Source organism: Streptomyces sp. HPF1205, assembly GCF_020400825.1.
Taxonomy (GTDB): domain Bacteria; phylum Actinomycetota; class Actinomycetes; order Streptomycetales; family Streptomycetaceae; genus Actinacidiphila.
In genome coordinates, this window is record NZ_JAINVH010000024.1 from 1 (window position 1) to 19465 (window position 19465).

Below are 19465 nucleotides of genomic sequence, written 5' to 3' on the forward strand. Positions count from 1 at the left end.
GACAGGCGGAACCACCACCGGAGGAACGACGACCGGCGGAACCACGACAGGCGGAACCACGACGGGCGGCACCACCACCGGCGGCACGACCACCGGCGGCACGACGACGGGCGGGACGACGACGGGCGGGACGACGACGGGCGGCACGACCACCGGCGGGACCGGTTCCGGGTCCTGCAAGGTCATCCTCACCCCGCAGACCTGGACCGGCGGCTACACCGCCAACGTGACCGTGGCCAACACCGGCTCCGACACCGTCAACGGCTGGAAGCTCGGCTTCACGCTCCCCTCAGGGCAGACGATCACGAACGCCTGGAACGCCACCATCAGCCCCTCGTCGGGCTCGGTGACCGCCACCAACGTCTCGTACAACGCCCAGATCTTGCCCGGCGGCAGCCAGTCCTTCGGCTTCCAGGGCACTGACACCGGCAGCTACAGCCCGCCCACGGCCTTCACCCTCAACGGGTCGGCCTGCAGCGCCTCCTGAACACCTGAGCACCTGAGCACCGAGTGCCCGGGCGCGAGCGCGCCCGGGCACTCGTCCGTCCCGGTGCGTCGGCGGGAGCCGCGATCATCCCTCCGGCGGGGGCGTGCGCAGGGCGAGCAGGGCGACGTCGTCGTGGCCGGGCGGGTGGACGCGGTGCAGGAGCCGGTCGGTGAAGGACGTCAGGGGGCGGTGGGCGAGGGCGGCCGCGTGCTGGCGCAGCCGGTCCAGGCCCTCGTCCAGGGTGCGGCCGGGAGCCTCGACGAGTCCGTCGGTGTAGAGCAGGAGGGTGGAGTCCGGGGGCAGGTCGACGGACGCGTCGGGACGGGAGGCGTGCCCGCGCAGTCCCGTACCGAGCAGGAGGCCGTGGCCGTCGGTGAGATAGCGGGCCAGGCCGTTGCCGGTGACCAGCAAGGGCGGGGGGTGGCCCGCGTTCGTCCAGCACAGGCGCCAGCCGCCGTCGTCCCCGCGGGTCAGTCGGGCGAAGATCAAGGTGGCCATGGTGACGTCGGTGAGCGGCGTGACCGCCTCGTCCAGCCGCTCCAGGATCCGGCTCGGGGGCTGCTGCTGGGACCAGGCGTAGGCGCGCAGGACGTTGCGCAACTGGGCCATGCCGGCCGCCGCCTCCAGGTCGTGGCCGACGACGTCCCCGATGACCAGGGCCGTGGCGCCGTCGGGGAGGGTGAAGGCGTCGTACCAGTCCCCGCCGACCTGGGAGGCGTCGGGAGCGGGCAGGTAGCGGACGGTCATCCGCAGGCCGGGGACGTGCGGCATCTGGGGCAGCAGGTGGTTCTGCATGGTCTCGGCGACCGCGCGCTGGCGCTGGTAGAGGCGGGCGTTGTCCAGGGCCAGGGCGGCGCGGCGGGCGATGTCCTCGAACAGCGGGAGATCGGCGGTGGTGAAGGGGCCGCGGCTCCCGGCCCGGCCCACGGTGAGGGCTCCGAGCACTTCCCGGGTGCCGCGCAGGGGGACGATGGCCGCGGAGCGGATACCGGTGGCGTCGAAAAGCCGGCGCTGTTCGACCGCGATGCCCGAGTCCGGCCGGCCCTGGTAGGTCTCGGGGCCGGCCAGGGCGGAGGCGACCCCGCGCAGCGCCCGGGACAGCGGCATCATGGACTCCTCCGGCACCGGCGGCATCGGCCCCTGGAGCTCCTCGTGATCGACCAGCGTGCCTCCGTCGGCCTGGACCACGACACTGCGCCACACTTCGTCGCGTTCGGTGATCAGGTCGACCACGGCCCAGTCCGCCAGCCGCGGCAGGATCAGGTCGACCAGCCGGCGCACCGCCCCCTCGACGTCCAGGGTGGCGGTGACCCTGGTGGTGGTCTCGGCCAGCAGGGCCAGGCGCTCCACCTCCGTCAGCCGTTCCGCGGGCCGGTCACGCCGGTTCGCGGCGGGCCGCTCACGCCCGGAGGCGTGGAAGACCACCAGCGTCCCGGCCCCCCGACCGCCGAGGTCGTACGGGGCGATCAGCCACGAGACGGGCACCACGGAGTCGTCGGCACGGGCGAAGTACTCGTCGTCGCCCTGCGCCGGGTGCCCGTCGTGGAACGCCTGCCGCATCCTGCACTGCGTGGCCGGCAGCCGCTGGCCCTGCGGCCCGCGGTGCAGCAACTCGTGGGCGTCGTGCCCGATCATGTCCGGCGCCGCCCTGCCCAGCAGATGCCCGGCGCGCGAGTTGACCGCGACGATCCGGCCCGACTCCTCCACCACGTAGGCGCCGGTCCCGATGGCCTCCAGCGCGACCGCGAACGGGTCGCCCGGCACTGCGCCCGCCTGCGGACCGCCCTCGGCCCGCTGAAGCCCTCCCACCTGCCTCACCTCCCGGATCGGGCGTCCGCGCCGGCGCCGCCTGACCGCCGTTTCCGCGGCGGCCCACGCCGCACGCTCCCACCCATTCACCTTCCCGTATGCCCCGCCACCAGGCAAAAACCGCCGCACGTTCCCCCGCGCAGCCGCCACGGCGGCGATCTGCGGCCGGGCGGGCGGGCCGGTGGGGCCCCTGGGGCCGGGAGGGCGGGCCGGCGGGCCGCGCGCCGGCCGTCGCCGTACGCACGGGAGCGGACCGGACGTCCGCGGTCAGACGGGCTTGTGTCCCTGGAGGTAGTCGCGTACGGCTGCCGGGAGCAGGGCGCCGGCGGTCTCGGGGATCGGCGTCCAGCGCACCTGCGCCGGCGCGAGGGCCGCCTCGTCGGACGGGGTGTGGCTCAGCAACTGGCACAGCACCGACGGCGGGCCGTCCGCGGGCGCCGTGTCGCGCCGCGTCAGCGGTTCGGTGCCGTCGACGAGGTAGCCGGTCAGTTCGTAGACCACGCGCGCCGCGGTGGCCTCGGCCGACTCGGCGGGTTCCGCGGTGCCCGACGGCAGGACCCACTGGTCGCCCCGCGCGACCAGCAGCAGCTGTCCGTCGTAGAGCACGACCGCCTGCACCACGCCCTCGGCGGGCTCCATCGTCATGACCGACCGTCCTTCCGTCCCCCGGCGCGCACGGCCGTGTTCTCTTCCCTACCCGTTGCCGAGCGGTCATGCACCGACGCCGTGCCGCTCTTCGACCGCCTCGGCGGTGTCCACGGCCTGCGGTCGCTGACGCCGCATCAACTCGCCGCCCCCGGGCGGCTGCAACGCCCCACCACCCGAACGACCGCGGACCCCGGGCAGGGCATGATGGCCCGGACGGAACCTACCCCCGTGGCTGGAGTGACGCATGGACATCGGTATAGGCCTTCCCAACACCGTGCCCGGAACCGAGGGACCCGACCTTCTCGCATGGGCGCGAAAGGCGGAGGCCGCAGGATTCACCACCCTCGGCACGATCGGCCGGCTGGTCTACGGGGGGTACGAGGAGCTGATCGCCCTCTCGGCCGCCGCGGCGGTCACGAGCCGGATCAGGCTGACCACCGGCGTGCTTCTCGGGCCGCTGTACACGAACGCCCCGCTGCTGGCCAAGCAGGCGGCGTCGCTCGACCGGCTGTCCGGCGGACGCCTGGTCCTGGGCGTGGGCCTCGGCGGGCGCGACGACGACTACAGCGCGAGCGGGCTGTCCACCAAGGGCCGCGGGCGCCGCCTGGAGGAGCAGCTCACGCAGATGAAGCAGGTCTGGTCCGGCGAGGAGCGCGGCCTGGCCGGCGCGATCGGCCCGGAGCCGGCCCGCAAGGGCGGCCCCGAGCTCATTCTGGGTGGCGCGACGGCGGCCGGTTTCCGGCGCGTGGCCCGGCTGGCCGACGGCTGGATCATGGGCGGCGGCGGCCCCGACATGTTCGTCAAGGCGGCCACCGCCGTGGACAGTGCCTGGCAGGAGGCGGGCCGTTCGGGCCGTCCCCGCAAGCTGTCGCTGGCCTACTTCGCACTCGGCCCCGACGCGCGCGGCCAAGCGGACTCCTACCTCCTGGACTACTACGGGTTCGCCGGCGACTTCGCGCGCCGGATCGCGGACAGCGCCGCCGTGACCGCCGACATGGTCAAGTCCTGCATCGCGGCTTTCGAGGCCGGCGGCTGCGACGAGCTGATCCTCGTTCCCACCGGTTCCGGGCTCGATCAGGTCGAGCTCCTCGCCGAAGCGATCGCCTGACCACCGCGGTCAAGACGTCCGCGCGGCCCCGGCCGGCACGTCCGGCCGGGGCCGCGCGGCGGATCCGGCGGACGTCGCGCTCTTCGTGGAGTCGGCGGACCGGCCCTGAGCGGCCCGCTGCGGTGCTTTCGGGGCGGGCGGGGCGCCGATGGGGGGACGTTCCGGACGGCGGCGAGGTCCCGGAGTGCGGCCTGGTACGGCCGCGGCGGCGGATTTTGGCATATGCCAGCGTGTCCGCTTGTGGAAGACGGCCGGGCCGCGCCGGTACCTTCGAAGCACCGAGGAACGTTGGAGGCGGCCCCATGAGCGAGCAGGCGTGGACGATCGAGCGCATCCGCGATGCCCTCGGTCACCCGCGGCTCGCCCAGCGCTTCCTGGGCGAGATCAACCGGGCGCCCGCCCACGAGTTGCTCACCGTGTTCGCCAAGTGGCAGCGCATCGCCCAGGACACCACCTCGGCGGTGGCCCGCGGCCACGACCTCGCCGCCTACGACAGGCGCGGCGAGGCGGCCCCCGGTGAGTGGGTCGACGCCACCGACCGCGTCCTGCGGCGGGCGGCCGCGCTGCGGCGGCGGGGCGTCGCCTGACCGCGGTCCCCGGCCGGCCCCGGTTCTCCGGAAAGCCGGGCCGCGCCCGCGCGCTGTCGCTACGCTGCATGCCGTAGTTCACCTGGGGCGGAGAGACGCCGCGCACGCACACCAGCGGGCCCCGACGAAAAGGGGCAACCGGCATGTACCGCCTGAAGTACGACCCGGCAGCGGAGGCCGCCTACGACGCCCTTCCCGCCGACGCCGGCCGGCAGTTCACCCTCGCGCTCGCCGACGTCTGCCGGGACCCGTTCGGGCACAGCATCCCGTACGACGACAACGACGGCGTCGTGCGCATGGTCGTCACCGACCAGGTCTTCGCCGTCGTCCTCGTCGGGGACGCCCTCAGGACCGTGACGGTCCTGCAGATCAGTTCGTTCGGCTGAGGCGCCCGCCGGGCGGCGTGCCCGCGGGCGCGGTCGACGGTCCGGCCGCGGGGCACCGCTCACCGGGCCGTCAGGGTGACCACCAGGACGTCGCGGCGGGCGGGTCCGGCGGACGGGTCGGCCGGGCGGACGGGGGTCACGTCGTGCCGGGTGCGCCGGTCGTCGCCGAGGAGCAGGGCCCCGGGGGTGCGGAGTGTGGTGGTCAGCAGCGGCTCGCCGTCGGGTCGGAAGACGGCGCTCTCGCCGCCGTCCGCGTTGCGCCGCCCGACGAGCAGGGTGGACACCAGCGTCACGCCGTCCCGGTGGCGTCCCTCGGGAGCCGGTTCGCCCGCCTGTCCGGGCGCGGCGACGACCCGGAAGGGGTGGACCTTGGCGCTCCAGCCGTCGGTGTCGTCCAGGCACGACGCGACGTTCGCCAGCAACCGCAGCAGGGCGGCCGGCACCGGGTCGGCGGCGAAGGCGTCGGTGAGGGGTTCGAAGTGCCGCTCCACGTCGACGTACAGGGGATTGGTGTCCTGCGGCTGCCGGAACACCTCGTGCGTCGACGCGGTGATCTCCCCGTTCCGGTCGAGCAGGAAGTGCCCGTACCGGCGCAGCCGCCGGGTTCCTGCCGCAGCGGCGTAGGCGTCCGGGACCAGGTCCTCCCAGTGCCTCGCGAACCGCTCCCAAGCGCCGGCCCGGTCCGCCCCCACCCACTTGCGCACCGTCCCGGCCCCCATCTCGTACGCCCCCTCCCGCGTCAGTGCCTCCCGCGCGGCCGCCGGCGCCGCGGCGCGAAAGGTACGCGAGGTACCCGTCGTGGTCACCGTCGCCTCCTCACCCCGTGCGCGGACGGCCCGCGCCCGGCTCACCCGTACGCAACGGCCTTCGCAGGGCGTCTTGCCGACCCAACACCGGACAAAACATGCCTTATTGATTCCCGCGTACGCCGGGTCCAGGGCGGCAGCCGAGGGCGCCGGTACCGATGGCGCCCTCTTCCGCCTTCTCTTCGCCCCCTGGATACGCCCCCTGGTGGCGCCCGGGCGGGGCCCCACCCGATCGGGGGCGAGTGGCGGAAGCCGTGCTGGGTAGTGTCCCCGCCGAAGACCGTCAGCGGGTGAAAGGGGTTGCGTCGTGCACAACGGGCTCGTGCAGATCGCTTTGTCCACGGACGCGCGGGACGACATCATCTGGTATTCGGTCATCGCGGCGATCTTCCTGATCGGCGTGATCTTCGCGATCCGCAGCAACTAGCCCGGCCCGCCGGGCCGGGGCCGAAGCGCCGGCCGAGGGCGAACGTGAGCGTCCCGTGCGGTGGGCCGGGTCCCGGGCCCGTTCGGGTCCTGTTCCGGTCTGCTCGGGCCTGTTCCGCTCTGTTCGCGCCTGTTCCGGTCCGCTCGGGCCTGTTCAGGTCCGCTCGGGCCGTCCGCGTCTGCCGAGCCGGTACGCCGGGCGGCCGCGGTTCCTGCCGCGCGTCGGCCGGCCGGACGGCGGGCTTGGCGAAGGTGCGCCGCGTTCAGCGGCCGGTGGGGTCGGCGAGGCCGTGCCGCCAGGCCCAGGCGATGAGCGCGGACCTGTCCTCCATCGCGAGCTTGGCGAGGATGTGGTTCAGGTGCGTCTTGACCGTCGCCTCGCCGACGACCATCTCCTTGGCCACCTGCCGGTTGTTCAGGCCCTGGGCGACAAGGCGCACCACGTCGACCTCACGGCGCGTCAGTCCTCCCGCCTCGGGCGGCGGTTCGGCCGGGAACGCCGGGGGTGAGGAGGGCGGCGGGGCGGCGCCCGGGGCCTGCCCCGCGGCCGGATCCGGTTCGCTGACGACCAGTTGCACCAGGCGCCGCTGGACGGCGGGGTCGAGCACCGTGCGCCCGGCCGCCACGTCGCGCACCGCGGCCAGGAGTGCCTCGCCGGTGACATCCTTCGTCAGGTAGCCGACCGCCCCGGCCCGCAGCGCGGGCAGAACCGCGTCGTCGTCCGCGTACGTGGTCAAGACCAGCACCGGCACCCCCAGTCCCGCGGCGGCCACCTCGGCCGTCAGCCCGGCGCCGTCCAGCTCGGGCATCCGCAGGTCGACCAGGGCCACGTCCGGCCGCAGCTCCGCGGCCAGCCGCAGGGCGGTACGCCCGTCGCCCGCCTCGCCGACGACTTCCATGTCGTCGGCCGACGACAGCAGCAGCACCACCCCGTCGCGCACCACCGCCTGGTCGTCGGCGACCAGCACCCGAATCGTCACCCCTCCGCCTTCCCGCCGGCCCTTTCGGGGCGTTCGAGCTCCCCGGCCGGGAAGGTGGTCCCGGCCGCGCCGCGCCGGGCCACCGGCACCCGCAGCTCGATCCGCCAGCCCGGGCCACCCGGCTCGGGTCCCGCGGTCAGCTCGCCGCGGACCGCCTCGATCCGCTCCGCCATGCTCCGCAGCCCCGTGCCGCCGCCCTCGACGCCCGAGGGGCTGCCGCCGGCGGGCAGTCCGTTGTCGCGCACGCCGACCCGCAGCTCCTGTTCGTCCCAGGCCACCCGCACCTCGATGGCGCTTCCTGTCGCGTAGCGCGCCGCGTTCGTCATGGCCTCCTGCACCGCACGGTACACGGCGTGCGCGGCCTCGGGACCCAGTGGTGCGGGCCGACCGGTGACCTCCAGCCGCGCGTCGCCGGGGAAGGCGTGGACCAGTGCGCGGAGGGCGTCGACGTCGTACGGGGTGGACGCGCGCAGCGCGCCGACCGCGGCCCGCGCCTCCTGCACACCGTCCCTGGCCAGACGTGCGGCCCGGTCGATCGGGCCGGTCAGCGCCGGTGGGGCGCCTTCCCTGGCGGCCACCGCCCGGATCGCCTGCAGTTGCACCGACAGTCCCGCGAGGCTGTGCGCGAGAACGTCGTGCATCTCCCCGGCGATGCGGTTGCGTTCCTCGGCGGCGGCCGCCTCACGCAGCGCGTGCCGGGACGCCTCGACCTCCGCCAGCAGCGCGACCGCCCGGTCCCGCTGCACCTGGACGGCCTCGTGCTCCACGGTGCGGTCGGCGATGAACCACGCTCCGGTCCCGGCGAGCAGCCCGGAGTAGTCGCCGGAGACCACGGTGATCGTGACGCCGAAGGCGACGGCGACCACCGCGATGGACGCGTTGCGCACCGGGCCGGCCGGCACGTGCAGGGGCAGCACGGAAGCACCGGCCAGCACCGGCACCAGGCCCAGCCCCTGTGGCGCGATCACCGTGATGACCAGGCCGGTGCCGATCGCGACCGCCACGGGCACCACGGCGGCGGAGGCCGGCAGGACGCGGCGCCTCAGGACCATGCCGAGCTCGCCGGCCAGGACGAGCGCCGCCACGACCGCCGTGGCGGCCGTCCCGGAGGCCGAGCCCACCGAGACCACGCCGCAGGCGAGCACCGTCACCGCCCCGGCCAGCTCCCGTCGGCTCACGGGTACCCGGCGCACGCTCACCATACGCACGGCCCGGTCACCGGAATGTCGCCGTGTGTCACCGCGCCTCCTCCGCTCGCGCGTGTCGCCCGCCTGCGCCGCGCCCGCCCACCAGTGTGGATGATGCGGCGGCCCGGAAGGGCCGCGGACCACGGGCCACGGGCCTCGCGGCGCGGCCCGCCGTCACCCCGACAGCGGGCCCCTGCCGTGATCGTGGTCGTGGTCATGCGTACAGGTCGGCGCGGGGCGCGGACTGCCCGCCCCGGGCGCCGCGGGCGGCGAGCAGCTGGCCGCGGACCACGATCGTGCCCAGCCGGAAGACCACCTCGCCGAAGGCCATCAGCAGCAGTGAGGACACCCACGCCTGTCCGCTGGTGATGTCGTGGGCCGCGGAGAAGTGCGCGAGGTGCCGCTCGCCGGAGGGGTGGGAGGACCACACGGCGAAGCCGAGCCGGAAACCCATGCTGATCACCCACAGCGCCGCCGCGCCGAGACCGGCCCTGATACGGACGTGCCCGTCGGCGTACCGCACCCGGGTCAGCAGGCCGCCGGCCACGCCGAAGGCGACGCCGGCGGCGGTGAACAGGGCGACGAGCGCCAGGTCGTGACCGGCGGTCGGCACGCCGTGGAGGTAGTGGCCGGCCGCCCAGCCCACCAGGGCCAGCGGCAGCAGGATCGTCCGGGCGGTGAGCCGCTCCTCGCGCATCTGGCGGAAGACCACGAGCAGCAGGGCGATGTCGATGAGCCAGTCGGAAGTCGTCATGCGAACGACTGTCGCGCTCGGCCACCCCTGATTCCTTCAGCCCCGGGGTGGAACGCGGGTGGAAGGCAGGTGGAGCGCGCGTGGAAGGCGGCGGGTGGAGCGCGGGTGGGAACGGCGGGGAAGGCGGCGGGTGGAAGGGGGGTGGAGGCCGCCCGCCGCGCCGCGGGCCGGCGGCGGCCCGTGCCGCGGTGGGGTCCGCCGCAACGGGCCGGCCGTTGCGGTCAGGTGGCGCGGATCAGTACGAGTGAGCCGTGCAGGAAGGGCTGCCGGCGCAGATGGCCGTGGCGCTCGTCCCATGTGCCGTCGGCCAGGTCCGTCCTGAGGTGCTCGGTGTACCCCAGAGCCACGTCGGGTTCGACGAAGCTCCACGCCGAGCAGGACTGGCGGGCGGCCGGATCCAGCAGGCACTCGGGGCGGGCGTAGTACGCCTCGTTGAAGCCGTCCCGGCAGTCGGCCGGAATCGGCACCGTGGTGACCTCGGCGCGGCCACCCAGGGTCGCGGTGATGTCGTCGATCGACGGGTAGCGGCGTGCCTCGGCGTCGAGCACCAGCGGCGCGTACTCGTACAGCCAGAAGTCGCGTACGAGGAGGGGGTCGCAGGTGAGGACGACGACCGGCCCGCGGGCGACCCGGCGCATCTCCCGCAGTCCGGCCCTCAGGTCGCTCCACTGGTGCACGCTGAACGTCGTCATCGCGGCGTCGAAGGCGTCGTCCGCGAAGGGCAGGTGCTCGGCCACCGCGTCGACGGCGGCGGGCAGGTGCGGTGGCCGCTGCGCCCGCATCGACGCGGACGGCTCCACGGCGGTGGTGTCGAAAGCCGCCGACTCGTACGATCCGGCGCCCGCGCCCACGTTGACCACCGTGCGGGCGCCCGCCAGGGCCTGCTCGATCAGCGCGGCGATCCGCGGTTCCGGCTGCCGGTACGCGCCGTACGCGCCGCCGATCGCCCCGTAGTCCGCGTCGCCCGCGCTGCCGTCCGCTGTTCTGCGCATCATGCGGTCGCCTTCATCCATTCCAGTACCTGCCCGGCGTGCGCGCCGGGCTCGTCGACGGGGTGGAAAACGTGCTCGATCAGGCCGTCGCGGACGATCAGCGTGAGCCGCGAGTACAGCCGGTCCCCACCCGCCTCGAACGTCGGCAGTCCGAGCACGGCCGCCAGCCGCAGACCGGGATCGGACAGCATCGCGAACGGCAGCCGCAGCCGCTCGACCACCTCGCGCTGGTACGCGGTGTCCTGGCTGGACACGCCGTAGACGGCGGTGGCGCCGGCCGCGAGCAGGTCCCGGTGGTGGTCGCGGAAACCGCATGCCTCGGCGGTGCAGCCGCGCGCGCCGGGGATGGAGTCCCAACCCGCCGGAAGGTCCACGTCCGGCCGGCCGGTCAGGGGGTACACGTAGAGCACCGACCGCCCTGCTCCCAGTCCGTCCAGGGCCACGGAACCGCCGCTGGTGGCGGGGAGGTCGATGGCCGGGACGCGCCGGCCGCGCACATGGCCGGCGCCGCCGGGCGGCGGCGCCGCAATCGCGGCCGGGACGGCGTCCGCGCGTGCCGGACGGGACGCGCAACTGTTGCGGTACGCGGCCGTCTCCAGCCGGTCGGCCAGCCGCTCCCGCAGTGCCGTCAGCTCCTCGATACGCGCGGTCAGCCCGTCGATCGCCGTCCGGTACTCGGCCATCGAGGACGGGCAGTCGTCCGCCGTCTCGGCCCCGGACGCCAGGCAGTCCAGGAACGGCCGGGTCCGCCCGGCCGGGATGCCCAGCTCGCGCAGCGTGCGCAGTTCGCGCACGGCGCGCACGTCGTGCTCGCTGAACGCGCGGTAGCCGTTCGCGAGCCGGCGTGGCCTGATCAGTCCCAACGCCTCGTACCGCCGGATGGCCTTCGTACTCACGCCGGCCTGTCTGGCCACGTCACCGATGCGCACCGACCCCACCTCCTTGGCAGCCCGTCGCAGCGTAAACCTTGTCCTCGGGGTCAAGGTCAAGGGCCGGGGCGGCGGTGCGCGTGGTCACCGCGGTGGGCGGCTCGATCGACGGCGGGGCCACGGGCCGAGGGGCTTCGTCAGTGGCCGGCGAGGTCCCCGAGGTGGTCCACGGCGCCGTAGCGGGACAGGCGCATGCGGGTGCCGTCGCCGTCCCACGCGGACAGGGAGGCGTTGGGCACCGGCGTGGGATCGGGCGGCGGCGCGCCGATGCCGGCGAGCACCTGGCGGACCGCCGCCGTGACCGAGTCGTGGGTGACGAGGAGGACGTGGCGGCCGGCGGCGGCGCCGCGCAGCTCGTTGACGAAGTCCCTGACCCGCAGCGTCACGTCCGCCAGGGACTCCCCGCCCGGCGGGCGGTGGAACCACTCCCCCACGCGCTCGGCCCTGGCCGCCTCCGCGGCCGCCCGCGCGCGGACGGCGGGCCCGGTCATCAGCTCCAGCGAGCCCGTCTCCCGGTCGCGCAGGCGCTCGTCGATCAGCGCGTGCGGCGCGGGGACGTTCGCATCGCGGGCGCTCTGCGCGATGGCGTCCCACGTCTGCACGGCCCTCAGGTACGGGGAGCAGACCACGACGTGCGGGCGGTCCGCCGGGCCCAGCCGGGCGAACCACCGGCCCACGGCCCGCCCCTGCCGCAGCCCGCGCGGCGACAACGGGACGCGCGCGTCGGTCGGCTCGGGTACCGCGACCGCCGGGTCGTCCGCCTCCTCGGCCCGGGCGAAGACCGCGTTGGCGGTGCTCTGTCCGTGGCGGACCACCGTGAGGCGAGCCAGGCCGCAGGGGTACGCCATCGGCTCGGCCACCATGAACACTCTCCCGCCGGTCGGTCCACGTCGACTCTAACCGGCGGGCCGGTGACGGCAAGCGGGTCCGGCCGGGTGGTGTCCGGTACGCAGCGCGGAGCCCCGGGCAGGCGGCGGTGGGCGCGCGGGCGCAGATGCGCATCCCTTGCAGTTGGGGCTCCGTCGCACCTGGTCACGGCATGTTCTTCGCTGGTGGCTGCAACGGGATCCGGCTGGCACGGTGGTCCCATGGCGACCCGCGGCACCCACCACGACCACGCGCACGACCACGACCACGACCACGGGCACGGGCACGAGGGGCACGGGCACGACGGCCACGCGCCGGGACACGAACACGAACACGACCACGACCACGGGGGCGGACACGGCCCGGTGACCGGCGGCCGGTGGGGGAAGGCGCGGCACGAGCTCGCGCACCTCTTCACCGCGCACAGCCACGACACGAAGGACAAGGTCGATTCCGCCATGGAGGCCTCCCGCGAGGGGATGCGCGCCCTGTGGCTGTCGCTTGGCGTCCTCGGGGCGACCGCCGCCGTCCAGGCCGTGATCGCGGCGCTGTCCGGTTCGGTGGCACTGCTGGGGGACAGCGTCCACAACGCCGCCGACGCCCTGACGGCCCTTCCGCTGGCGGTGGCGTTCGTCCTCGGACGGCGGGCCGCGAACCGCCGGTACACGTACGGCTACGGCCGCGCCGAGGACCTGGCCGGCATCGCCATCGTGCTGGTCGTGGCCGCGTCCTCGGCTCTGGCCGGCTACGAGGCCGTCGCCAGGCTGCTGCACCCGCGCGGCGTCACGCATCTGTGGGCGGTGGCCCTCGCGGCCCTCGCCGGGTGCGCGGGCAACGAGTGGGTGGCCCGCCACCGCGTCCGCACCGGCCGCCGCATCGGTTCCGCGGCGCTGGTGGCCGACGGCCTGCACGCGCGCGCCGACGCCCTCACCTCCCTGGCCGTCCTCCTCGGCGCGGGCGGCAGTGCCCTCGGCCTGCGGTGGGCGGATCCCGTCACGGGCCTGCTGATCACCGTCGCGATCCTGAGCGTCCTGCGCGGCGCCGCCCGCGAGGTCTACCGCCGGCTGATGGACTGCGTCGACCCGGCCCTCGTCGACGCCGCGGAGCGCGCGCTGCTCGGCGTCGACGGCGTCCTGGGTGTCGGGCAGGTCCGCCTGCGCTGGATCGGCCACACCCTGCGCGCCGAGGCGGACATCGTCGTCGACGCCGGCCTGACGGTGGTCGCCGCCCACCAGCTCGCGGTGGCCGCGGAACACGCTCTCGTCCACGCCGTCCCGCGGCTGACCGCCGCCACCGTCCACACCGATCACCCGCCGCACGGCGCCGATCCGCACGCGCCGCTCGCCCACCACAGCGCGGCCTGACGGTCGGACGGGACCGTCCACCGCGCCAGGGAACGCTCCGCCCGCGGGCCCCGGTCGGTCCGAGATGCCCGCCGCGAGCGCGGTACGCAGGCGGTGGGCGCCCGGCGGTACTCGCCCGGGCGGCGGCCGGGCCGTCGGGGACGACGAGGACTCCGGTCCCGGGGCGGAACGTGCCCGCCGTGAGCGGGACGGGGACGGGAATCGGAATCGGTGGCGAAAGCGGAACCGGGAGCGGCCGGCGGCGGGGCGGCCGGCGCCCGCCACCGGCCGGCTCGCGGCGGCGAAACCCCGGCGCCCTCGCCGGGCGCGTGATCTGCGTCGCGGTGCCGCCCTCTTGACCCGCATGCCCCACAGGCGAATCGCCGTCATCCCGGCAAAGCCGGAGCGGTGCCGCGAACGGCGTGCGGCGGGGCGAAAATCGCGGAGAACCCCGCAGTTCACGGCCGAAGACCACCGGTCCCGCGACTCCTTTCGGGCCGCCGGGCGGGCCGGGAAACGGGGCCCGGATGTAATTCAAGCCAAAACCGGTTCGCCGCACTGGTCCCGCGTGAGTACAGCAATGGGACGAGAGATGACGTATCTTCCGCCAATCGCGCGCCGGCGACGGTCGGTGACCAACTGGTATCCTTGTGCTCCGCTTCCCCATCGGCCTGTGTCTTCCGTCGCGGATCCGCGCCGCGTGCCCGGCGCCGCGCGGGCGGGACCAGGCGTGCGGCGCGCGGACCGCCTCACGCCTCTCCGGACGGGCGGCAGCCGCGGGAGATAAGGTTTCGGACAACATTGGCAGGCTAATGACCGTCCTATCAGCCGGATCTGGGGCGTTAGGCGAGTGATTCAAGCCATCGGTGTGGCGCCAGTGGTGTTCTACGCGGGGCAAGGGTTGAATGCCGCTGTACTGCAGTGCGACTGCGGACGCCGAGACCTCGCGTTCGCCGCCGACGAAGCAGTGCCTACGGGGGACACGGGGAAGGCTTGGCGTGAGCGCAGAGCAGACGCATTCATCAGTCATCCGGAATCGCCGGCTTCGGCCGGTACCGGTCAGCGCCGGAGCATCCGTCACACAACCGGTCGGCGAGTTCCGCCGGTTGGACGTCACGAAAGGCACCACCGGCGTCGGGCGTGCCGACTGCCGGCGCCGGCCCGCGGGGAGTGCCGGTCCTCGCACGATTCCGGGACATCGCACACGCGCCGAGCCTGTCGCCCCGTGCGGTCCTCCGCCGCAGTTGCACGGCCCTGACGATTCATGCCCGGGTATGTCGCGGTAAGGGAACTGGAGGCTCCGTGTCCACCATCCGTCTTGGCTGTGGTCGTGCCGGAACGCTGTTCTACGAGCCGGACGGGCTGCTGCTGCGCAGTTGCCTGATCCCGGTCAGCTCGCGCCACGGTGAACATCTGCTCACGTTCCAGCTCGGCTACCTCGGCCCCGGGGAGATCACCGTGCACATCGCCCTGGAGGGCGACACCGGCGCGCTGAGCAGCCCGAAGAACACCACCGCCCTCCTGCGCGGTACCGACGCCGACGACGAGGACGAGGACGGCGAGTCGGCGCACCGCCGAATACCGGGTGTCTGGCTGACCTACGCGACGGTGCCGGAGCGGGAGGTGGCGTACCGGTACACGGTCTCGGGGCAGCCGGCCGAGGCCGACGACCACCTGCGCGGCGAGCTGGTGACGGAGATCAGCGGCAGGCTGCCGCTGCTGACCGCCACCACCTTGGCCCAGGCGACCCGCGAGCCCCTGCCCGAGGGGGTGCGGTCCCAGCCCGTGATGGACTGGGACCAGGCCGACGGCAGCGGGGCCGAGCCGTGCTGCCCGTACTCGGCCCGGCCCCGTGCCGTCCAGCGGAGCAGACCTCACCACCGGGCGTTGGGCCCCATGCGGAACATCTGCACGTAGTTGCCGCGCCAGTAGCCCAGCGGGAAGCGCGACTGGTCCACCCGGCCGCCGATCAGGTGGCCGAGGACGATCACGTGGTCCCCGGCGTCGATCAACTGGTGGACCGAGCACTCGGCGTGGGCCAGGGTGCGGTCCAGGATGGGCATCCCGGCAGCCGCGCCGGGATGCCAGCCCACCTTCTCGAACTTGTCCTGGCCCGGCCTCGCGAACAGCTGGGAGACCTCCCGGGCGTGCGCGTCGAGGAAGTTCACCGCGAAGCGCCCGCGGGCCCGGATCGCGTCCAGGGTGCTGGACGGGGTGCGCACGCAGGACAGCAGCAGGGGCGGGTCGGCGGAGACGCTGCACACCGCGGAGCAGGTCAGTCCGTACGGCTCGCCGTCCTCGGTCATCGTGGTGACCACGCTGATGCCGCTGGCGAACGAGCCCATGATGTCGCGGAACGACTCGTAGTCCAGGCCGGCGGCCTGACCGGCCGGCGGTACGGCGGTCATGGTGGTGGAGCCGGGGGTGGCGGGGAGGGGGGATCCGGAGGTGGGGGTGGATACCTGGTTCGTCGTCACAGCTCGCCTCGCTCGATGGCGGCCAGCAGGGCCGGCCTGTCGGTCTTGCCGTTCGGGGTCAGGGGCAGGGCGTCGGTCAGGTGCAGGGCGTCCAGGACCATGTAGGTGGGCAGCCGGGCGGCGCTGAAGCCCTTCAGGTCCAGCAGCCGGGGCCGGGCGCCCTCGGCGGGCACGGCGATCGCGTGGAGCTCGGACTCCAGGCCGGAGCCGACGACGACCACGGCGGCCGCCGCGACGGCCTCGTGGGCCCCCAGCACGGCCTCGATCTCGCCGAGTTCTATCCGCTGGCCGCGGATCTTGACCATGTGGTCGATGCGGCCGACGTACTCCAGTTCGCCGTCGGCGCCGATCCGGCCGATGTCGCCGGTGCGGTAGGGGCCCCGGTGCGCGGGCCGCCCCCAGTAGCCCAGCATCACCGTGGGCCCGCTGACGACGATCTCGCCCTCGCCGGGCGGGTCGAGGGTGACGGTGTCGCCGCTGGCGGCCGAGCCGATGGGCAGCGGCCGGGTACGGGCCAGGTCGGCGTCGGTGACCTCGTAGGAGGTGCACACGTTGGTCTCGGTGGGCCCGTACCAGTTCAGCAGCCGCACCCCGGACCAGTGTTTGCGCAGGGTCTGGGCCTGGGCGAGGGCGAACGGCTCGCCGGCGAACACGCAGGCGCGCAGCGCGGGCGGCTGGGGCCGGTCCAGCAGCTTGCCGTCCCGCATCATCAGCACCAGCGCGGAGGGCACCGAGTACCACACGGTGATGCGCTCGCTGGTGATGAACTCGGCCAGGTGCAGCGGCGTGTAGGCCATCTCCGGGGAGACCAGGTGCACCGAGGCGCCGGCCAGGAAGGCGCCGTACAGGTCGAAGACGGACAGGTCGAAGTTGAAGGGCGCGTGGTTGGACAGCCGGTCCTCGGGTCGCAGGTCCAGCAGGCGCGCCGCCCAGGTGACGAAGGCCAGCGCGTTGGTGTGGCTGATGCTCACGCCCTTTGGCGTCCCGGTGGAGCCCGAGGTGTAGAGGATGTAGGCCGGCGCGTCCGGGTCGGCCCGGTGGGGCGGCTCGGCGGGCTGTCCGGCGCCTTCGGCCAGCAGGTCGTCCAGCGGCACCAGCGGCGCGCTGCCGGGGCCGAGGGCGTCCGGGTCCTGCGCGGCCCGGGCGGCGGCCGAGTCGTCGACGGCGACGAGGACGGCGTCGCAGTCGCGGGCGATGGTGGCGACCCGGGTGGTGGGGTTGGAGGAGGTGACGGGCACGTAGAGCGCGCCGGCCCGCAGCGCGCCCTGCATCAGGGCCACCGCGGCGGTGCTCTTGCCGCCCCAGACGAGGACGCGGTCGCCGGGCCGCACCCCGCGGGCGCGCAGGGCGGCGGCGTACCGGTCGGCCGCGGTGTCCAGTTGTCCGTACGTGAGGGTGTCGTCGCCGCAGGCCACGGCGAGGGCGCCGGGGTCGCGGCGGGCGGAGTCGGTGACGAGTTCGTGGAGGATCACAGTCCCAGTTCCTTCGCGATGAGCAGCCGCTGGATGTCGGAGGTGCCGGAGAAGATCGTGCTGGGGACGGTGTCGCGCAGGTACGCCTCGATGCCCTGGTCTCGCCGGTAGCCGCGACCGCCGAAGATCTGCACGGCGTCCACGGCGCTGGCCAGGGCGCCTTCGGAGACGGCGAGTTTGGACAGCGCCACGCTCAGCACGCTGTCCTCGCCCTGGTCCATCTGCCAGCAGGCCCGGTGCAGCAGCAGCCGGGCGCTGTCCAGGCGCAGCTTCATCTCGACGACGCGGTGAGCGACGGCCTGGAAGTCGCCGATGCGGTGCCCGAACTGGCGGCGGGAGCGGGCGTGCTCGACGCAGCGCTCGATCAGCCGGTCCATCAGGCCGAGGTAGCCGGCGAACAGGCAGGCCCGCTCCCAGCCCATGGAGTGCTGGAAGATCGCGCCGCCCATGCCCTCGCCGCCCAGCACCTGCTCGTCGGGCACGAAGCAGCGGTCGAAGGTGACGGTGCCGGCGGGGCAGGCCAGCAGGCCGAGTTTGTCGAAGGGTTCGCTCGCGGTGACCCCGGGCGTGTCGCGCTCGACGACGAAACCGGTGACGCCCAGGTGGCCGGCCCAGGGGTCGGTGGTGGCGTACGTGACGTAGACGTCGGCGACCGGGCCGTTGCTGACGAAGCTCTTCTCGCCGCTGAGCAGCCAGCCGCCGTCCGTCCGCTCCGCGGTCACGGCGAGCCGGGAGACGTCGGACCCGGCCTCGGCCTCGGTCATGGCGTTGCCCGCGACGAGGTCGCCGGAGCACAGGCCGGGCAGCAGTTTGGTACGGACCGTGTCGGTGCCGAAGTCGGCGATGGGTACGGTGCAGGCGAACAGGTGGGCGGAGGCGGCGAAGACCAGGCCCGTGTCGGCGCAGCCGCGGCCGAACGCCTCGACCATGCCGGCGGTCTCCAGCGCGCCCAGGCCCTGGCCCCCGTACTCGGTGGGCACGCACAGGCCGAGCAGACCGAGATCACCGAGCGTGCGCCACTGCCCGCGGGTGAAGAAGTCGGTCCCGGGGCGGCCGTCGAACGCCTCGCGCACCGCCTCCAGCACCGCGCTCTGCGCGGCCCGCTGCTGCGTGCTCCAACTGAAGTCCACGGTTCCTCCTGTCACACGGATCCGGATCCGGCCGGTCGGCCGGTTGTTCGGGCGAAAGCCGGGAAGCCACGGCCAAAGCCATGGCCAAGGGGTCTCAATCGGGTCGCAGTGTTGCCCCACCGGTGTCGGCAAGCGATTGAGTGGTGCACCATGGACCTGTGCCACGTGACACGTGATCACGTACCGAGGCGAGCACCGGCCGGTCGCGGCATCGTTGGGACGGGCCGGTGAGGGTCGGCGCCGGCGAGCGTTCACCGGCCGGCGCTTCCGAGTGGGACGAGGTGGATACATGCAGACCGGAGACTCCACGGAGCACAGCGCGGAGTCCCAGCAGCCCGTGCCCTCCACTCGTCAGTGGCTGATCGAGGTGGCACGGCGGGAGATCTCCGAGCGGGGTTTCACCGGGGTGAGCATGCGCAGCATCACCGCCCGCGCCAATGTCGACCCCAGCCTGGTCAGGCACTACTTCGGGTCGAAGCAGAACCTGCTGATGCAGGCCATGAGCGTGTCGCTGGACACCGATGAGCTGGTCGCCGAGGCGCTGCGCGGCACCCCGGCCGGGGTGGGGCGGCGGACCGTCAAGATGCTGCTGGCGCTGTGCGACAGCCCCGGCACCTCGGCCCGCACGCTGGTCGGCTTCTCCGCGCCGCTGAGCAGCCCGGAGCACACCGACTTCGGTGACGCCGCCTATCTGGGCGGGCTGTTCGGGCAGATCGCGGCGCAGGTCAGCCCGGACCGGCCGGAGTTGCGGGCCTCGCTGGTCACCGCCCAGATGATGGCGCTGATCATCGGGCGCTACCTGGTGCACGACCCGGTGATGGCCGGCGTCGGCCAGCAGGACCTGATCCGGATCGTGGGCCGCAGCGTCCAGGAGTTCCTGACCGGCCCGCTCCCGGAGGAGGACGGCGACGACGCTCCGGGGGCGTCGGGCGGCGATGCCGCGGGCCTGGGTGCGGGCCAGCACTTCGTCGCTTCCTGAGCCGCCCGGCGGCCGGCCCGGGACCCTGTCCGTCACGTCTTCGGCCGGGCCGCGGCCCGCGCCGGGGGTGGTCCCCCGGCGCGGTACCGTCGGCCGGC

The 19465-nt window shown here is 74.3% G+C and carries 19 protein-coding genes; 7 read left to right on the top strand and 12 right to left on the bottom strand.

What is annotated here, in order from left to right:
* Positions 1 to 487 (top strand): cellulose binding domain-containing protein (locus K7G61_RS24480; protein WP_225849121.1); only part of this gene is annotated, 487 nt, incomplete at its 5' end.
* A gap of 84 nt (positions 488 to 571) precedes the next feature.
* On the opposite strand, the gene K7G61_RS24485 is transcribed toward K7G61_RS24480, so the two are convergent.
* Together K7G61_RS24485 and K7G61_RS24490 are read right to left on the bottom strand one after the other, a co-directional pair.
* The gene (locus K7G61_RS24485) at positions 572 to 2251 is read right to left on the bottom strand and encodes a SpoIIE family protein phosphatase (RefSeq protein WP_225849209.1); all 1680 of its coding nucleotides are present in this window, start codon (positions 2249 to 2251) and stop codon (positions 572 to 574) included.
* 312 nt (positions 2252 to 2563) lie between these two features.
* The gene (locus tag K7G61_RS24490; RefSeq protein WP_225849122.1) at positions 2564 to 2941 is read right to left on the bottom strand and encodes an NUDIX domain-containing protein; all 378 of its coding nucleotides are present in this window, start codon (positions 2939 to 2941) and stop codon (positions 2564 to 2566) included.
* Positions 2942 to 3188: 247 nt separating this feature from the next.
* Between K7G61_RS24490 and K7G61_RS24495 the strand changes: the two genes are divergently transcribed.
* The 3 genes from K7G61_RS24495 to K7G61_RS24505 all read left to right on the top strand — a co-directional run bounded on the left by K7G61_RS24495 (position 3189) and on the right by K7G61_RS24505 (position 5025).
* On the top strand, positions 3189 to 4052 hold the full coding sequence (locus K7G61_RS24495) for an LLM class flavin-dependent oxidoreductase (RefSeq protein WP_225849123.1): 864 nt from the start codon (positions 3189 to 3191) through the stop codon (positions 4050 to 4052).
* A gap of 302 nt (positions 4053 to 4354) precedes the next feature.
* A complete protein-coding gene (locus tag K7G61_RS24500; protein WP_225849124.1) occupies positions 4355 to 4639 on the top strand; it encodes a hypothetical protein in 285 nt (94 codons plus the stop codon).
* Between the two features lie 143 nt (positions 4640 to 4782).
* Positions 4783 to 5025 carry a type II toxin-antitoxin system RelE/ParE family toxin gene (locus K7G61_RS24505; RefSeq protein ID WP_225849125.1) on the top strand — a complete coding sequence of 81 codons (243 nt, stop codon included), beginning with the start codon at positions 4783 to 4785 and terminating at the stop codon, positions 5023 to 5025.
* Positions 5026 to 5084: 59 nt separating this feature from the next.
* Here the strand turns inward: K7G61_RS24505 and K7G61_RS24510 are convergent, their stop codons facing one another.
* From K7G61_RS24510 to K7G61_RS24540, 7 genes are all read right to left on the bottom strand, one after another.
* On the bottom strand, positions 5085 to 5831 hold the full coding sequence (locus tag K7G61_RS24510; protein WP_225849126.1) for a 2OG-Fe dioxygenase family protein: 747 nt from the start codon (positions 5829 to 5831) through the stop codon (positions 5085 to 5087).
* A 689-nt stretch (positions 5832 to 6520) separates the two neighbouring features.
* Entirely contained in the window at positions 6521 to 7237 is a 717-nt protein-coding gene (locus K7G61_RS24515) for a response regulator transcription factor (protein WP_225849127.1), read from the bottom strand.
* Positions 7234 to 8415 (bottom strand): histidine kinase, encoded by a 1182-nt coding sequence (locus K7G61_RS24520; RefSeq protein WP_225849128.1) that lies wholly within the window; start codon positions 8413 to 8415, stop codon positions 7234 to 7236. Before K7G61_RS24520 ends, K7G61_RS24515 begins: the two co-directional genes overlap by 4 nt.
* A gap of 223 nt (positions 8416 to 8638) precedes the next feature.
* The gene (locus K7G61_RS24525) at positions 8639 to 9178 is read right to left on the bottom strand and encodes a hypothetical protein (protein WP_225849129.1); all 540 of its coding nucleotides are present in this window, start codon (positions 9176 to 9178) and stop codon (positions 8639 to 8641) included.
* A gap of 221 nt (positions 9179 to 9399) precedes the next feature.
* Complete coding sequence (locus tag K7G61_RS24530; RefSeq protein WP_225849130.1) at positions 9400 to 10173, bottom strand: class I SAM-dependent methyltransferase; 774 nt, start codon at positions 10171 to 10173, stop codon at positions 9400 to 9402.
* The gene (locus tag K7G61_RS24535) at positions 10170 to 11099 is read right to left on the bottom strand and encodes a MerR family transcriptional regulator (protein WP_225849131.1); all 930 of its coding nucleotides are present in this window, start codon (positions 11097 to 11099) and stop codon (positions 10170 to 10172) included. The genes K7G61_RS24530 and K7G61_RS24535 overlap by 4 nt, the downstream gene beginning before the upstream one ends.
* Before the next feature lie 137 nt (positions 11100 to 11236).
* Positions 11237 to 11962, bottom strand: coding sequence for a histidine phosphatase family protein (locus K7G61_RS24540; protein ID WP_225849132.1), 726 nt, complete (start codon positions 11960 to 11962; stop codon positions 11237 to 11239).
* A 225-nt stretch (positions 11963 to 12187) separates the two neighbouring features.
* Between K7G61_RS24540 and K7G61_RS24545 the strand changes: the two genes are divergently transcribed.
* Together K7G61_RS24545 and K7G61_RS24550 are read left to right on the top strand one after the other, a co-directional pair.
* Positions 12188 to 13330 (top strand): cation diffusion facilitator family transporter, encoded by a 1143-nt coding sequence (locus tag K7G61_RS24545; protein ID WP_225849133.1) that lies wholly within the window; start codon positions 12188 to 12190, stop codon positions 13328 to 13330.
* A 1281-nt stretch (positions 13331 to 14611) separates the two neighbouring features.
* Entirely contained in the window at positions 14612 to 15226 is a 615-nt protein-coding gene (locus K7G61_RS24550) for a hypothetical protein (RefSeq protein WP_225849134.1), read from the top strand.
* On the opposite strand, the gene K7G61_RS24555 is transcribed toward K7G61_RS24550, so the two are convergent.
* Genes K7G61_RS24555 through K7G61_RS24565 form a run of 3 tightly spaced genes read right to left on the bottom strand, consistent with a single transcriptional unit; the run spans position 15184 to position 18388 of the window.
* Positions 15184 to 15786 carry a flavin reductase family protein gene (locus K7G61_RS24555; protein WP_225849135.1) on the bottom strand — a complete coding sequence of 201 codons (603 nt, stop codon included), beginning with the start codon at positions 15784 to 15786 and terminating at the stop codon, positions 15184 to 15186. The genes K7G61_RS24550 and K7G61_RS24555 overlap by 43 nt on opposite strands.
* Positions 15783 to 17258, bottom strand: a complete 1476-nt coding sequence (locus K7G61_RS24560) for an amino acid adenylation domain-containing protein (protein ID WP_225849136.1) — start codon at positions 17256 to 17258, stop codon at positions 15783 to 15785. The genes K7G61_RS24555 and K7G61_RS24560 overlap by 4 nt, the downstream gene beginning before the upstream one ends.
* Positions 17255 to 18388 carry an acyl-CoA dehydrogenase family protein gene (locus tag K7G61_RS24565; RefSeq protein ID WP_225849137.1) on the bottom strand — a complete coding sequence of 378 codons (1134 nt, stop codon included), beginning with the start codon at positions 18386 to 18388 and terminating at the stop codon, positions 17255 to 17257. Before K7G61_RS24565 ends, K7G61_RS24560 begins: the two co-directional genes overlap by 4 nt.
* Before the next feature lie 289 nt (positions 18389 to 18677).
* Between K7G61_RS24565 and K7G61_RS24570 the strand changes: the two genes are divergently transcribed.
* Positions 18678 to 19367 (top strand): TetR/AcrR family transcriptional regulator, encoded by a 690-nt coding sequence (locus K7G61_RS24570; RefSeq protein WP_225849138.1) that lies wholly within the window; start codon positions 18678 to 18680, stop codon positions 19365 to 19367.
* Positions 19368 to 19465: the final 98 nt, after the last annotated feature.